This is a genomic window from Microbulbifer variabilis (assembly GCF_020524905.1).
Lineage (GTDB): Bacteria > Pseudomonadota > Gammaproteobacteria > Pseudomonadales > Cellvibrionaceae > Microbulbifer > Microbulbifer variabilis_A.
Window position 1 is genome coordinate 1 of record NZ_JAIVKI010000004.1, and the last position, 14,651, is coordinate 14,651.

The window sequence follows — 14,651 nt, forward strand, 5'->3', positions numbered from 1 at the left end:
TGCTTGATCGAATTTTTAAACAACTCAGTTGAGCGCTCGGCCCTAACTGCGGGACGCGTATTCTACACATCCAGGCTGCTGAATCAAGTGATTTTTTGCAGCTTTTTTCGGTGATCCGAGTGGCTCAAAGCCTTTTTCGAATCCCGGCAAGTGCGTTTCCGCCCCTGCTTGAAGTGGCGCGCATTATAGTCGCGACTCCTTCTTTTGCAAGCCCCTCAAAATTTCTTTTGTGAGACTTAAGCCTTCAAATAAGAAGGCCTAAATTATGGCGGAGAGAGAGGGATTCGAACCCTCGATGAGTGTTAACCCATACGCCCTTAGCAGGGGCGCGCCTTCAGCCACTCGGCCATCTCTCCTTTTAAGCCTCAATGGAAGCTCAGCTTCCAGGCCACCTCCGAAGAGGCCTTTCGAATCGATCAATCTATTTGATTGCTCGCTGAAAGTGGGCGGCATAATACCAACGGTTCGGCAAAAATCAATGGTGAATCAATAACTTTTTGCAGTTTTTTGCTTTTCCGGACACCTTTTACACAAGGTGTTCAAAAAAAAGACTTTTCCGCCAAGCGCGAAGCATAAACAACAAACAGCACAAATAAAAAAAGGCCGGGATCCCGGCCTTTTAGAAAAGAGTTCGCTTACTCGTTGCCACCCTCCTCAGAGGATTGCTTTTCACGCTGGATGCGCTGGTAAATTTCTTCGCGGTGTACGGCGACTTCTTTTGGCGCATTTACGCCAATACGCACCTGATTGCCTTTCACCCCCAGCACGGTAACCGTGACATTGTCGCCAACCATCAGCGTCTCGCCAATTCGGCGGGTTAAAATCAACATTACCTACTTCTCCTTGATCATCCTGTGATAAAGAGCAGCCTGCACTTTCCCAAAGCTGCTCTTATTTGGTCATCATAACCGGGTGGCGGTACACGCAAGGTCAAAAACTACCCATCACACTCTTCAGTATTGACCAGTCGAACGAAATCTCAACAGGTTGGATGCAATGCCAAACAACTGAATCGAAATGGGAAGGCTCTCTTTGCCTTAACTCCGGTTATAGTGTTCTTTCATCTCTCTCACTTGGAGAGTTCAAACTCACTGTGCAAAGCGCGCACTGCCAGCTCGAGATAGCGCTCATCAATAATCACCGAAATCTTGATTTCGGAAGTGGTGATCATCTGAATATTGATATTGTCTTCACCCAGCGCACTAAACATACGACTGGCCACATTTGCATGGGAACGCATTCCCACGCCGACAATAGAAACCTTGGCAATCTTGTCGTCTGTGATCACCTCACGCGCGCCAAGTTCCGCTGAGACACGCTCCAATACTTCGCGAGCCTTGCCTAAATCGTTGCGATGCACTGTGAAAGTGAAATCGGTGGTTCCATCAACCGCACTGATGTTCTGTACGATTACATCCACCTCGATGTTTTCTTTGCCAACAGGCGCCAAAATACGGCAGGCAACGCCGGGGGTGTCCGGGACACCACGGATCGTTAACTTGGCCTCATCACGGTTGAATGCGATGCCGGATACGACAGGTTGCTCCATCTCGTTATCTTCCTCATCCAGGCTTATCAGGGTTCCTTCACCCTCTTCAAAAGTCGAGAGCACGCGCAACGGAACCTTGTACTTGCCAGCGAACTCCACGGCGCGGATTTGCAGGACCTTAGAGCCAAGACTGGCCATTTCCAGCATTTCCTCAAAAGTAATCCGATCCATACGGCGCGCACTATCCACCACACGTGGGTCAGTGGTATAGACCCCATCAACATCCGTATAAATTTGGCATTCCGTGGCATCAAGCGCAGCAGCAAGCGCTACACCCGTGGTATCTGAACCGCCGCGCCCCAGAGTGGTGATATTTCCGTTGTCATCCACCCCTTGGAAGCCGGCGACCACAACCACTTTGCCGCTATCCAGGTCCGTGCGCATACGCTCGACATCAATACGCTGGATACGGGCTTTGGTATGGGCATTATCCGTGAGGATTTTGACCTGCCCGCCGGTATAGGAGCAGGCATCGTAGCCGCGCTTTTTCAGGGCCATGCTCAACAGCGCAATAGTGACCTGCTCACCAGTGGATACCAGTACATCGAGTTCGCGAGGGTCGGGTTTTTCCTGAATCTGGTAGGCTAGATCAATCAGGCGGTTGGTCTCTCCACTCATTGCGGAAAGCACGACAACCATACCGTGCCCCTTTGCACGAAATGCGGCTACCTTGTCGGCGACAGCTTCGATACGCTCAATAGAGCCCACGGAAGTACCGCCATATTTCTGCACGAACAAACTCATAACTTTCTGTGTTTCCTTAGCTCCAGGCCAAGTCCGCGCACCGCTCGAAATCGTGCAGGCGCGCACTTAATCACCAAACTTCGGCGAAATCAACTTCACACACTATTTATGGCGCCAATTTGACCTAAATTAGCTCTTGAGGGAGTTCTCCACCCATTCAGGCACTTCCTGCAACATGCTTGGCAGAGCCGAGGCATCGGTCCCTCCTCCCTGCGCCATATCGCTGCGGCCACCGCCTTTACCGCCAATCTTTCCTGCGGCAAAGCGCATTAGATCACCCGCGGACAGGCGATCGGTGAGGTCTTTAGTAACCGTTGCAACAAGGGCAACTTTCTCTTCACCCGGCGCCGCCAACAATACGACGCCACTGCCCAGCTTATTTTTCATCTGGTCGGCCAGATCGCGCAAAGATTTGGGATCAGCTCCATCAATTGAAGCAGCTAACAGCTTAAAGCCTGCAATCTCTATCGCTTGGGCACTGAGATCACCTCCAGCACCACTGGCCAGCTTGGTTTTTAACTGCGCAATTTCCTTTTCCAGTTTGCGATTATTGAACAGTAACTGTTCCACTTTATCCGCAAGTGTGTCTGGACGCGCCTTGAGAAGTGCCGCCACATGCTCGATCCGCTGCTCAGCACGATCAAACTGAGCCAATGCATGAGCACCGGTAACTGCCTCAATACGGCGCTGGCCGGAAGCGATACCGCTCTCACTCACAATACGCAATAGACCGATATCACCGGTGCGTTTCACGTGGGTGCCACCACACAGCTCTACGGAGAAAGCGACACCTTCTGCAGCCCCCATAGAAAGGACGCGCACTGTATCGCCATACTTTTCGCCAAACAGTGCCATGGCGCCCATTTCTTTGGCTGACTCAATATCAGTCTCACGAGTATCCACCGGCGTATTGGCGCGGATCTGTGCATTCACCAGGGATTCAATCGCATGCAACTGCTTGGCGGTGACCGCTTCCGGGTGGGAGAAGTCAAAACGCAAGCGCTCGGAATCAACCAGTGAACCTTTCTGAGTCACATGTTCACCGAGCACTTTGCGCAGAGCGGCGTGTAGCAAGTGAGTTGCGGAGTGATTTAAAGCCGTCGCCTGGCGTACATCCGCAGATACTTCTGCAGTAAGCTGCTCACCGACAGCTATAGTTCCCTGTAGCATTTTACCGGTATGCAAATGATGGCCGCCCTGCTTGTTACAATCGCGCACCTCAAAACGGCCCGATACGGCCTTTAGATAACCACTATCGCCAACCTGGCCACCCGACTCAGCATAAAACGGTGTGCGATCAAGGATTACCACACCCTCTTCACCCTCTTCCAGGAGCTGAACCTGCTCACCAGCTTTAACGATCGCAATCACCGTGCCTTCGGCTACAGTCGTTTCATAACCGAGAAATTCCGTGGTGCCCTGCAGGTCCAGGGCATCGGTGTAATCCTGTTTGAATTTACCAGCGGCACGTGCCCGCTCTCGCTGGGCTTCCATAGCGGCTTCATAACCTGCCATATCCAGGGACAATCCACGTTCGCGGGCAATATCCTGGGTCAGGTCTGTAGGAAAGCCGTAGGTATCATGTAAGGTAAATACCAGCTCGCCAGGTACTTCACTGCCTTCAAGAGAGCTCAATGCACTTTCCAGCAAGGCCATGCCCTTGTCTAAGGTCTTAGCGAATTGCTCTTCCTCTTTGCGCAAGGCCTGCTCAATCAGCGACTGCTTCTCGCGTAACTCCGGATAGGCCTCACCCATCTGCTCTACCAGGGCCTTCACCAATTTGTAGAAGAATACTTCCTGGTGGCCCAACTTGTGCCCGTGACGTACTGCCCGGCGAATAATACGGCGCAGTACAAAGCCACGGCCTTCATTGGAAGGCATAACGCCATCGGCGATAAGGAAAGAACAAGAGCGGATATGGTCGGCAATTACCCGCAGGGACTTTTCTTCCAGATTATCGCAACCAACAATTTCACTGGCCGCTTTCAACAGCGCCTGGAATAGATCGATTTCATAATTTGAATGCACGCCCTGCATAACAGCGGCGATACGCTCCAGACCCATGCCGGTATCGACGGAGGGCTTGGGCAGTGGGTGCAGCTCGCCGTCCGCAGTGCGCTCGTACTGCATAAATACCAGGTTCCAAATCTCGATATAGCGATCGAGATCATCGTTGTCGGAGCCGGGAGGACCACCGGGGACATCTTCACCGTGGTCATAGAAAATCTCTGAGCTTGGACCACAGGGGCCGGTATCACCCATCTGCCAAAAATTATCCTCGTCGAGGCGGGAGAAACGCTCCGGGCTGACTCCCACTTCCTTTTGCCAGATATCGGCGGCCTCATCATCGCTAATATGCACGGTTACCCATAGGCGCTCTTCGGGCAGATTCAGCACTTTGGTGAGGAAGTCCCAGGCAAAACGGATGGCGTCGCGTTTGAAATAATCGCCAAAGCTGAAATTACCCAACATCTCGAAGAAAGTGTGGTGACGCGCGGTATAACCTACGTTTTCCAGGTCATTATGTTTACCACCCGCGCGCACACAGCGCTGAGAACTCGCCGCGCGCTTATAGGGGCGCGACTCCTGACCGAGAAAGGTATCCTTGAATTGCACCATGCCGGCATTGGTGAACAACAGGGTCGGATCATTGCCCGGCACCAGAGAGCTAGACGGCACCAGGGTATGGCCCTGTTCGGCAAAGTAATTCAGAAAGGCGTCGCGAATCTGTGCGCTTTTCATCCGGCGTAATTCCACTTCGTTAGTTGAGAGTTATTGAATGACACCGATGACGCGGTGTCTCGTCTGTCCCGCTACTGTGCGAGCCCCTGTTCGGGCATTAATTGTTGAGCCAGCAGATGAACATGCAGGTGAAATACGGTCTGTCCCGCGCTTCGACCATTGTTGACCACAAGTCGAAATCCCTCTAGCTCTAGCATTCGCCCGAGTTCAGCGGCTACCCACATCAGGTGGCCGAGCAGGGCCTTGTCATCGCTTTTGGCGTCGGACAAGTTAACCAGGGGTTTACGCGGAATAATGAGGAGATGGGTCGGGGCTTGTGGCGCCCGGTCCTCAATAACGACACAAAGATCGTCCTCGTAGATTTTCTCGTTTGCTATTTCGCCCGAGATTATTCGACTGAAAACGCTGGGTTCACCCATTGGTTTATTTTTCCAGCTTTTCCTCAGCAGTTAGCTGACGCGCCTCGGATTCCAGCATTACCGGAATGCCATCCTTTATTGGATAGGCCAGACCACTGGCTTTGCACACCAGCTCCTGGGTCTCCTCACGGTACTCAAGCGGCGCCTTGCTCACCGGACACACTAACAGGCTCAGTAACTTCTTATCCATGTTCCACCCCACGATTTCCCCCTGACATAACAGGCAGGGGGCAAAAATGACCGCGTATCATACAATGCTTCATAGGGTTTTTCACGGCATTCGCCACGGCTTCGAGTCTCCGGGGTTGGCACCCGCTTATTTTTATCCAGAGGTGACAGGGCCCGCTTGCTGTACATAGGATTTCAGGTGTCCAAGCAACAAATCCCGCGCCAGACGCCCTTCTTCCACCTCGTTAAAAAGCTCGTGATACGCCTCGGGAAAGCAATGCAACATTTTACGAATCGACCCCATCCGCCCGAACCACTCACGGCTGACCGCCGCATCCGCAAGCCGATCGGATTCTGGCAGCAGCATCAGACAGGGCACCAACAATCGCTCCAGATTGGCGGAAACAAACTCCCGCTCGCGCAAAAAGGTCTCAAACCAGCGCAGGGAAACTCCGCGATGAACCAATTCATCCTCGCGGTAGGCTTCAACCACCGACGCATCCCGACTCAACCACTGGCTATCAAGCCTGCTGGAAAGTACCAACCCCGGGAACAGTTTTGCCAGTAATAACACCAGCTTCAATTCCAAACCCGATGGCTCTTTAGCTCCACGGAATCCCGGCGCAGACAGGATGATACTGTCCACCGCACCATAGCGAATGGCACTACCACAGGCGACCATGGCCCCCATACTATGCCCCAGCAGATGCAACTTTGTACCGGGATTACCACTTTTGACCAGGCAGATGAATTCATAGAGATCCTCGCAATAGAGGGAAAAATCCTCTATGTGGCCCCGCTTCCCTTCCGACAAACCGTGACCGTAATGATCCGGCACATAAACGCTGAAGCCGGCCCGATTGAGGTGCGCCGCCAAGGCACTGTAGCGACCACTGTGCTCTCCCAGCCCATGGGAAATCACTACAACCCCCTGTGCACCTTCAACCCACCAACGGCGGTAATGCAGAATTACATTCCTTGTTACGAATTCCATTGGCACTCCCTAACTTTTATTGTTTTATCTCGGTTAACTCGCCCCTAACCCTCACTTTCAAGGCTATCGCGGTACTTGCCCAACATAGCCAGGTGATTCATACACGCTCGCTTGACCAGTGCCCTTTGCGCCACTTCGGTGTTCTCTGTCTGACCACTCCAGGCCTTTAGCGCCGGCTGCTGTAACGCCCGCCCATAGGAGAAGCTCAGCTGCCAAGGGGCATTGTTAAGCTGATTGAGCGCGTTAAGGTTTTCTGTAGCCTCTTCTGGCCCCTGACCACCAGAAAGAAAATTGATACTGGGCACTGCGGCGGGCACACAGCGCCGCAGGCTGCGCAAGGTATATTCAGCGACTTGCTGCGGCTCAACTTTAGGCAATTCCGATCCGGGAGTAACCATGCTCGGCTTTAACAGCATCAATTCCAAGATGACGCCGTGGCGATACAGGGCGTGGAAAACGCTGTGCCAAACTTGCTCATTGACAGCAGCGGAGCGTTCGAGACTGTGATTGCCATCCATAAGCACTTCCGGCTCAACAATCGGTACCAGTCCCTCAGACTGACAGGCAGCAGCGTAGCGGGCCAGCATTTCCGCATTGGCCGTGAGCCCCAATTCTGTGGGGTTATGGGAAGTCACCGGATAGACTTCCCGCCACTTGGCAAATCGTGCCCCCTGTGCCTTGTACTCCCGCAAGCGCTCGATAAGCCCATCGAGTCCATAGGTAATCATATCTCCCGCCGCGCCGGGTAACGGTCCCTTACCTTTGTCGACTTTGATCCCTGGCAAAATGCCCTGTGCGGCCGCCACCTGCGGCAGAGGAGTGCCACCCCGATCACTTTGACCAAGTGTTTCCTCGAACAGAATCACTCCACAAATAAAGTCTCCAAGACCTTCACTCGCCAGCAGGGCCGCACGGTAATCTCGGCGGTTTGTTTCGGTCGACTCCACCCCGACCGCAGAAAAGCGCTTGGCGATAGTTCCGCTGCTCTCATCTGCGGCCAGAATCCCACGCCGGCCATCGACCAGGGAATCTATTGTTGCCTGCAACTCATCTCGAATCGTCATAGAGACACCTCCATGTACCAAAACCCAGTCAAGGATAGCCGCTTCAATCAAAAAGCTTTACAGGCCGCAACCGCTCGCTGCCAACCCGACAATAAAGATGCTCTTTTTATTGCGGGCATTCCCGGCAGAAAATCCCGTTCAATCTCCTGCAGGCACTCGGGTAACCGGTGAAAATGCCAGAGATCACTGCCGATTCCCGCCAATAGCGCCGCCCCAATCGCCGTAGATTCAATCTGCTTGGGGCGCTCTACACGCAGGTCGGAGATATCGGACTGAAACTGCATCAGAAAATTGTTCGCGCTGGCCCCGCCATCGACACGCATATGGGTGATATCGACCCCCAGGGCCTCCTCCATAAGCCGTGCCAGCTCATCACTCTGGTAAGCGATAGATTCGAGTGTGGCACGAACCACTTCTGCGCGCCCAGCACCCCGGCTCAATCCACACAGGGTTCCCCGCGCCGATGAGTCCCAGTGCGGAGCACCCAAACCACTAAACGCCGGCACTAAATACACACCACGGGTATTGGGAATACTCTGCGCGATAATTTCGGTATCGACGGCCTGCTGAATCAACCCCATTTCATCCCGCAGCCATTGTATTGCAGAACCCGCGGTGAAAACTGACCCCTCAACCGCATAGGCTGGTGAGCCATGGATATCACAAGCGATGGTGGCAAGCAGACCACGGGGCGGGTCGGGCCGCTTATCACCGGCATAGGCCAGCATAAAACAGCCAGTGCCATAGGTATTCTTGATATCTCCAGGATTAGTGCACCCCTGACCAAAAAGGGCCGCCTGCTGGTCACCGGCCACCCCACAAATAGGTGCATTAATTCCGGCAAAGGCCATGGGGTCTGTATCGGCAAAGTGCCCAGCGGATGGCCTTATCTCAGGCAGAATGGACTCGGGGCATTCGAACAGCGCCAGTAATTCCGGGTCCCAGCACTTTTGTTCCAAGTTGTACAGCAAGGTGCGACTTGCGTTCGTGTGATCGGTCAAGTGCGCGCAGCCGCCGCTCATTTTCCAAATTAACCAGCTATCTACCGTACCAAAACACAGATCCCCCCTGCGGGCACGCGCCTGCAATTCCGGCTGCTGACGAAACAGCCACAACAGTTTGCTGGCAGAAAAGTAAGCATCCAGGAGCAGTCCACTGCGCTGGCGCAGCCATTCGGATTTCCCTTCGGCAGCAAACTGCGCGCAAATGTCCGCCGAGCGCCGACACTGCCAAACAATCGCCCGATGTACTGGCTCACCCGTGTGCCGGTCCCACAGAATTGTGGTCTCCCTCTGGTTGGTAATACCTACCGCTTTGATATCGGACGCTCGAATCCCGGCACGCTGCAAGGCTGCAGCACAAACACGCTGGGTGACCTGCCAGATTTCCTCGGCATCCTGCTCAACCCATCCGGGTTCTGGATAATAATTGGGGATCTCGGAATAACTGCGGCCCACCAAGGCACCACCACTATCAAAAACAAAAGCCGTGGTGCCCGTAGTGCCCTGATCAATGGACAGGATCATAAAGTCTCTCGCGCTTATTATTTTTTCTCTCACTACCCTGTAGCCCGGCTGGGAAGCATAGCTTCCGCACCCCAAGCAAGCATGAGAGTATAAGCGTGATTACTCTTCGTCCAGCGCCCAGCAAATGGCGTCCGAGGGGAAACCGCGGTAAGTCAGGTAGCGCTGGCGGCGTGCGCGCTCTTTCATCTGCTGCTCACGCGGCAGCTCCAAATCAATTGGCGAGCGGTATTTTCGCTGCAGCTGCTCAAGCGCCAGGACAAACCAATCCACCTCCAACTGCTCCACAGCCTGGGATAACAGCTCAGCGGAAATGCCGCGTTGCTGCAATTCCAAACGGATACGCAGGGGCCCCTGGCCACGCTGAACGCGAGAACGGGCAAAGACTTCGGCAAAGCGCTGATCAGACTGGTAGTTGAGTTCTTGCAGGCGCTCGAATAGCGCATCGAAATCGGCATCGGGGAACTTACCCGCCAGCTTCTGCCTCAGCTCGAGACGGGAGTGCTCGCGGCGGGTAAGTAGCTCAAGCGCCGCGCCGAAAAGCGCTTGAGCCGGGTCAGCGGTGAAAGCCGCTTTGGAAGAAAAAGACACTTACTCTTCCGGTAGTTCCACAGCCTCTACCGGGCTGGAGTTGGCTGGAGCCGAGTCACCCAACAGTTGAGCACGCAGCTGGCCTTCAATCTCGTTACGGATATCCGGATTTTCACGCAGGAACTTGGTGGCATTGGCCTTGCCCTGACCAATCTTATCGCCCTTATAGCTATACCAGGCGCCCGCCTTATCAACCAAGCCCAGCTTCACGCCATAATCAACGATCTCACCGAGCATGTTGATGCCTTCGCCGTACATAATCTGGAAGTCAGTCTGCTTAAAGGGGGGAGCCACCTTATTCTTCACCACCTTCACACGGGTCTCGTTGCCCACCACTTCATCACCATCCTTCACTGAGCCGATGCGACGGATGTCCAGGCGCACAGAAGAATAGAACTTGAGGGCATTACCGCCGGTGGTGGTCTCCGGAGAGCCAAACATCACACCGATCTTCATACGAATCTGGTTAATAAAGATCGCCAGGGTATTGGTGTTCTTAATATTGCCAGTCAGCTTGCGAAGCGCCTGGGACATCAGGCGGGCCTGCAAGCCTACATGGGTATCACCCATCTCCCCTTCGATCTCCGCGCGCGGGGTCAAGGCCGCCACAGAGTCCACAACCAATACATCCACAGCACCGGAGCGCACCAGCATATCCGCCACTTCAAGGGCCTGCTCGCCGGTGTCGGGCTGGGAGACGATCAGCTCATCAACATTCACGCCCAGCTTCTCGGCATAAATCGGGTCCAGAGCATGCTCCGCATCAACGAAAGCGCAGGTCCCGCCCTTGCGTTGAGCTTCGGCAATCACTTGCAGTGTCAGGGTAGTTTTACCAGAGGACTCCGGACCATAGATCTCGACGATACGACCGCGTGGCAGACCGCCTATACCGAGCGCCACATCCAGGCCGAGGGAGCCAGTAGAGATTGCGGGGATACGCTCGCGCTCTTTATCCCCCATACGCATCACTGTGCCCTTGCCAAACTGGCGTTCGATCTGCGACAGCGCCGCCTTCAATGCCTTGTCTTTATTGGAATCCATGACCATTCCCGTATTTCTGAGCTGTGTTGAGTGGGGGCAAGCTTATCGAAGGATTACTGTATAAGCAACCAGTAATTCCGGCACAACCAGTACCACTCTTCCCAGCATAGAATCGCAACCCCTGCCCGGCACAATACCGCTGCCGCAAAGACAAACAGACCCGGTATCCTCCCTGGTAGCCTCCCTAAACAGGGTGGTCTTCCAGAATTTCTAGCATCCCCTTGATGGCTTCCTCCACCGCTTGGGCCTGCACAATGGCGCGACCCCCCTGGAAATGGAAACAGCGGGCATCAATCTGAACCGGCTCCTGCCCTTCCGCATGGGCCCACGCAATCCATACTGTCCCCACCGGCTTCTCCTCAGTGCCACCGTTAGGCCCCGCAATACCACTTACTGCCACAGAAAGGTTGGCATCCATCATGGCCAACACCCCACAGGCCATCTGCCGGGCAACTGGCTCGCTGACCGCGCCAAACTGCTTCAAGTCCTTAACGTCCACCCCCAACAATTTGTGCTTGATACGATCGGCATAGCTGACAATAGAGCCATCGAACCAATTGGACGCGCCGGAAATGGAGGTTATCGCCGCAGCAATCGCACCACCAGTGCAGGACTCCGCCGAAGTCGCAAACCAGTGACGTTTTCCCAATTCCTCCCCAAGCCGCTGTGCCAATGTCGTTATCTCGTCACGATCAACCATTTTTCTTCCCGCTATTTGTCTCTCTAGACACCCACCCATCAGGGCAACCTGAATATCACCACATTGTAAGCCTGCAGCAAGCACCTACCACCAAGCTTTTAATTTTTCAGTGCCAATCTATAGCACATAGCATATCGACTTTTTCATCCATGGAATAAAGAAAATAAGGCCCCAGAAGCAATAATGTAGTTACAACAATTACTGCCAAACAGAAGTGTATTTAAAATACTATTTTAAACCGCCATCCATCCAATCAAACCAAAGGAAAAATCCTCCTATACATAGATATCTTACCCTCATAACTAATTGGCTTTTATGGCATTAAAGTTTATCCCTTAGGCCCTTTCCTAAAATCGCAACAGGAACAGCCCCACAACCGACTAAAAAATATTGCATCACTCGTATGCGGCAGGCAGGACTGGCCTCACGATAAAGGGGTAGAGCTGTCGCCCCAGTACAATCGGTTATTTGTTAGGCTTTGATCGGTGTCGATAAATCACAACCAAAAAACATTTTTTCATTAAATCAACGGCACTCACTGCGATAACACAACGCCAAATAACAATATTATTAAAACGGCATTCCTTATAAAAACCAACAAAGAAAACAAACTATGCTAGTTAAACAATCAGCGATGGCACTGGCCATTCTTGGGATCTGTACATCTTCATTAACCAGCGCGAAAACCTTAATCTGGGAGGATAATTTCGATAATGACAGCATTGATAAATCTATCTGGACTTACGATGTAGGCCATTGGGGTTGGGGCAATAATGAACTGCAAAATTACACTGATGATAGTGATAACGCCTATATAGAAGATGGCAATCTGGTTATTCAAGCCCTGCGCAACAGCGATGGCAGTTACACTTCTGCTCGCCTGAAAACGTTAGGCCGACTCTCTTATAAATATGGCTCAATCGAAGCCCGGATCAAACTACCCGATCTCAACGCTGGCCTCTGGCCGGCTTTTTGGCAGCTTGGTAGCAACTATGGGCAGGCAGGCTGGCCCGCTTGCGGTGAACTGGATATCCTCGAAGCTGGTATGGCGGAGGCACTTAATAGCGGCAGTGTGAACTCAGCCATCTCTGGCGCTTTCCATTGGCATCACGAATCCGATGACTACACCGGGCAGGCGGACTACGGCCAAAGTAAAAACCTTATTGAAGATTTTGGTTCCAACAGCGACTTAACCGAGGAGTATCATATCTTCGGTATGACCTGGACTCCCGACAGCATTACGATGTGGGTAGACGATGAAGCCAATGAGATAATCAGCATTGGGAGTGAAGATCCGGCGTTTGACGAATTTCGCCAAGAACACTTCCTAATCCTCAATCTCGCTGTGGGTGGTCTTTTTCCTCAGATTTTCACCAATGAAGAAATCACTGCACCGATGCCCGCCAAAATGTATGTGGACTATGTCCGTATCTATGATAATGACGACAACAATTACAGTACTGAAATCATCCTGGCCGAAGACAGCGCAAAAACCGGCAACGTCGGTATATACGGTGAGAATGGGAATATCACCGAGTCTCTAGAGCTCGGGACCGATACCGAGCTCTATATTTGGAACAATATGGAGTCCGTTGCAAGCCTGGAAGACAGTGAAGCACTGGAATTTAATATTGGTGCCGGCGACTGGTTTGGTATGGGCTTTTGGATGCACTACGACCTAAACATGATGCACTACCAAAATGGCCACCTAAACCTGCGCATCAAGACCACCAGCACCGAGACTATCGGTATTGGTATCGCCAGTACCGGCAGCGCTAGCGATACCTGGATTGATTTGGTCGATGGCGGTGAAGCTTATGGGTTAAAGCGCGATGGTGAATGGCACCAAGTCAGTATTCCACTCAGCAAGTATGCACTGGATTTTCACACCATTAGTCAGGCCCTAATGATTCGTGGTGGTGCACCTGCTGAGGACTTCACCCTGGCTATTGATGATATTTACTTCAGTGAGGGAGAAACAAAGGTTATCCCCGGTGACATCTTTGCCTTATACAGCGAAACTGCCGAGAGCGATTCCACTTTTGAGCTGGGTACCGACGGCAATTTATATGTGTGGGAAAACACACTGGTGGAAGCCCCTCAATCCCCATTCGAGGGAGAGAAGTCCCTTTCCTACCAGTCCTCTGGAGCTGGTTGGTTCGGCATGGCATTTACCGCCGATAGCTACTACGATCTGTCCGCTTTCGACAACAATACTGCCTCATTGAATTTTGCCCTCAAAACCAGTAGCAATACCCCCTTTAAGATTGGTATGAAAAGTGGCAGCATCAATGATGTTGAACAAAAATGGATCGAATTTAATAGCGGTTCTGATCCCTATGACTTCATCCGTGATGGTCAATGGCATCAGGTATCCATCCCCATCAACGATTTCAGCGATGAAGTTGATATGTCTAACGTGATTCAACTCTTCGAGCTACTAGGAGTTGAAGGAAATATCGACGCTATTGAGATCGATAACATCTATTTTTCCAGTGGAACCACGGAACCCAGCTGTCAGCGCCCACCCCGCAAGTGCCGCCCACATTACGGGCGACATAAGCACCCTAAAGGAAAATGCAAACCCTGCGGCCCCCGCCCACCGAAAAAGGGCCCCAGGCACACGGTAATTGAAGGGTAAGAAAGCCAAGCTCTGTTTTTGAGTGTCTACCGCCCAAATAATGATTCACTAAACAATGAAATAGATGAATATTCATCTATTTCATTGTCGCCCATCGTTAACGATAACTTGTTGAGCCTTAGCACTAGTAACAAGCCAGGACTTTCTATAACAATAAGTACATATTCTCTAGACCATTTTCCTCAAACCCCAACCCAAAACAAAACAAAACAACAGAAAAAACCGTTATTTCTACAAGATTCCGCAGATAAAAATTTTTTTCTTTTCTGTGGGATAGGGCGGACCACAATTACGATAGAAAGGCTCGAGGAGCTTTTATTTGGAATTTCTGTTTTGCTAGGCTTCCCAGCGGGCAACCAATTAAGCTGTCAGATAAAAAAACAACAAACATTCAATCACTCAATAATAATTATTCCATCTGAAAATATTGGTGCCGCAACCTCACAATCAAGATGTTCACTTCACTATAAATAAA

The 14,651-nt window shown here is 52.1% G+C and carries 13 protein-coding genes and 1 tRNA gene; 2 read left to right on the forward strand and 12 right to left on the reverse strand.

The window, feature by feature from the left end:
* Nucleotides 1-266: 266 nt before the first annotated feature.
* From LC073_RS06630 to LC073_RS06685, 12 genes are all read right to left on the reverse strand, one after another.
* Nucleotides 267-356 (reverse strand) — tRNA-Ser (locus LC073_RS06630).
* Between the two features lie 279 nt (nt 357-635).
* Nucleotides 636-830: a carbon storage regulator CsrA gene (gene csrA / locus LC073_RS06635; protein ID WP_091391203.1), complete on the reverse strand. Its 195-nt coding sequence runs from the start codon at nt 828-830 to the stop codon at nt 636-638.
* Between the two features lie 239 nt (nt 831-1,069).
* Entirely contained in the window at nt 1,070-2,293 is a 1,224-nt protein-coding gene (locus LC073_RS06640; protein ID WP_152452370.1) for an aspartate kinase, read from the reverse strand.
* A 129-nt stretch (nt 2,294-2,422) separates the two neighbouring features.
* On the reverse strand, nt 2,423-5,035 hold the full coding sequence (alaS, locus tag LC073_RS06645; RefSeq protein ID WP_226645269.1) for an alanine--tRNA ligase: 2,613 nt from the start codon (nt 5,033-5,035) through the stop codon (nt 2,423-2,425).
* A 71-nt stretch (nt 5,036-5,106) separates the two neighbouring features.
* The gene (locus LC073_RS06650) at nt 5,107-5,454 is read right to left on the reverse strand and encodes a histidine triad nucleotide-binding protein (RefSeq protein WP_226645272.1); all 348 of its coding nucleotides are present in this window, start codon (nt 5,452-5,454) and stop codon (nt 5,107-5,109) included.
* 4 nt (nt 5,455-5,458) lie between these two features.
* Nucleotides 5,459-5,644 (reverse strand): Trm112 family protein, encoded by a 186-nt coding sequence (locus LC073_RS06655; RefSeq protein WP_152452364.1) that lies wholly within the window; start codon nt 5,642-5,644, stop codon nt 5,459-5,461.
* A 132-nt stretch (nt 5,645-5,776) separates the two neighbouring features.
* On the reverse strand, nt 5,777-6,616 hold the full coding sequence (locus tag LC073_RS06660; protein ID WP_226645274.1) for an alpha/beta hydrolase: 840 nt from the start codon (nt 6,614-6,616) through the stop codon (nt 5,777-5,779).
* A 44-nt stretch (nt 6,617-6,660) separates the two neighbouring features.
* On the reverse strand, nt 6,661-7,680 hold the full coding sequence (locus tag LC073_RS06665) for a class I fructose-bisphosphate aldolase (RefSeq protein WP_226645277.1): 1,020 nt from the start codon (nt 7,678-7,680) through the stop codon (nt 6,661-6,663).
* Nucleotides 7,681-7,727: 47 nt separating this feature from the next.
* Nucleotides 7,728-9,206, reverse strand: a complete 1,479-nt coding sequence (gene glpK, locus LC073_RS06670; protein WP_226645281.1) for a glycerol kinase GlpK — start codon at nt 9,204-9,206, stop codon at nt 7,728-7,730.
* Between the two features lie 99 nt (nt 9,207-9,305).
* Nucleotides 9,306-9,794, reverse strand: coding sequence for a regulatory protein RecX (locus tag LC073_RS06675; protein WP_226645284.1), 489 nt, complete (start codon nt 9,792-9,794; stop codon nt 9,306-9,308).
* Complete coding sequence (gene recA / locus LC073_RS06680; RefSeq protein WP_226645287.1) at nt 9,795-10,835, reverse strand: recombinase RecA; 1,041 nt, start codon at nt 10,833-10,835, stop codon at nt 9,795-9,797.
* A 184-nt stretch (nt 10,836-11,019) separates the two neighbouring features.
* Nucleotides 11,020-11,535 (reverse strand): CinA family protein, encoded by a 516-nt coding sequence (locus LC073_RS06685; RefSeq protein ID WP_226645290.1) that lies wholly within the window; start codon nt 11,533-11,535, stop codon nt 11,020-11,022.
* A 613-nt stretch (nt 11,536-12,148) separates the two neighbouring features.
* Here LC073_RS06685 and LC073_RS06690 point away from each other — a divergent pair.
* Both LC073_RS06690 and LC073_RS06695 read left to right on the forward strand, forming a co-directional pair.
* Nucleotides 12,149-14,176, forward strand: a complete 2,028-nt coding sequence (locus LC073_RS06690) for a family 16 glycosylhydrolase (protein WP_226645293.1) — start codon at nt 12,149-12,151, stop codon at nt 14,174-14,176.
* Nucleotides 14,177-14,194: 18 nt separating this feature from the next.
* A complete protein-coding gene (locus LC073_RS06695) occupies nt 14,195-14,650 on the forward strand; it encodes a hypothetical protein (RefSeq protein ID WP_226645296.1) in 456 nt (151 codons plus the stop codon).
* Nucleotide 14,651: the final 1 nt, after the last annotated feature.

Coding starts and splice junctions, on each gene's coding strand:
- LC073_RS06660 (WP_226645274.1), bottom strand. CDS start 6,616: ATGGAATTCGTAACAAGGAATGTAATTCTGCATTACCGCCGTTGGTGG.
- csrA (WP_091391203.1), bottom strand. CDS start 830: ATGTTGATTTTAACCCGCCGAATTGGCGAGACGCTGATGGTTGGCGAC.
- alaS (WP_226645269.1), bottom strand. CDS start 5,035: ATGAAAAGCGCACAGATTCGCGACGCCTTTCTGAATTACTTTGCCGAA.
- LC073_RS06640 (WP_152452370.1), bottom strand. CDS start 2,293: ATGAGTTTGTTCGTGCAGAAATATGGCGGTACTTCCGTGGGCTCTATT.
- glpK (WP_226645281.1), bottom strand. CDS start 9,206: ATGATCCTGTCCATTGATCAGGGCACTACGGGCACCACGGCTTTTGTT.
- LC073_RS06685 (WP_226645290.1), bottom strand. CDS start 11,535: ATGGTTGATCGTGACGAGATAACGACATTGGCACAGCGGCTTGGGGAG.
- LC073_RS06690 (WP_226645293.1), top strand. CDS start 12,149: ATGCTAGTTAAACAATCAGCGATGGCACTGGCCATTCTTGGGATCTGT.
- recA (WP_226645287.1), bottom strand. CDS start 10,835: ATGGATTCCAATAAAGACAAGGCATTGAAGGCGGCGCTGTCGCAGATC.
- LC073_RS06655 (WP_152452364.1), bottom strand. CDS start 5,644: ATGGATAAGAAGTTACTGAGCCTGTTAGTGTGTCCGGTGAGCAAGGCG.
- LC073_RS06665 (WP_226645277.1), bottom strand. CDS start 7,680: ATGACGATTCGAGATGAGTTGCAGGCAACAATAGATTCCCTGGTCGAT.
- LC073_RS06650 (WP_226645272.1), bottom strand. CDS start 5,454: ATGGGTGAACCCAGCGTTTTCAGTCGAATAATCTCGGGCGAAATAGCA.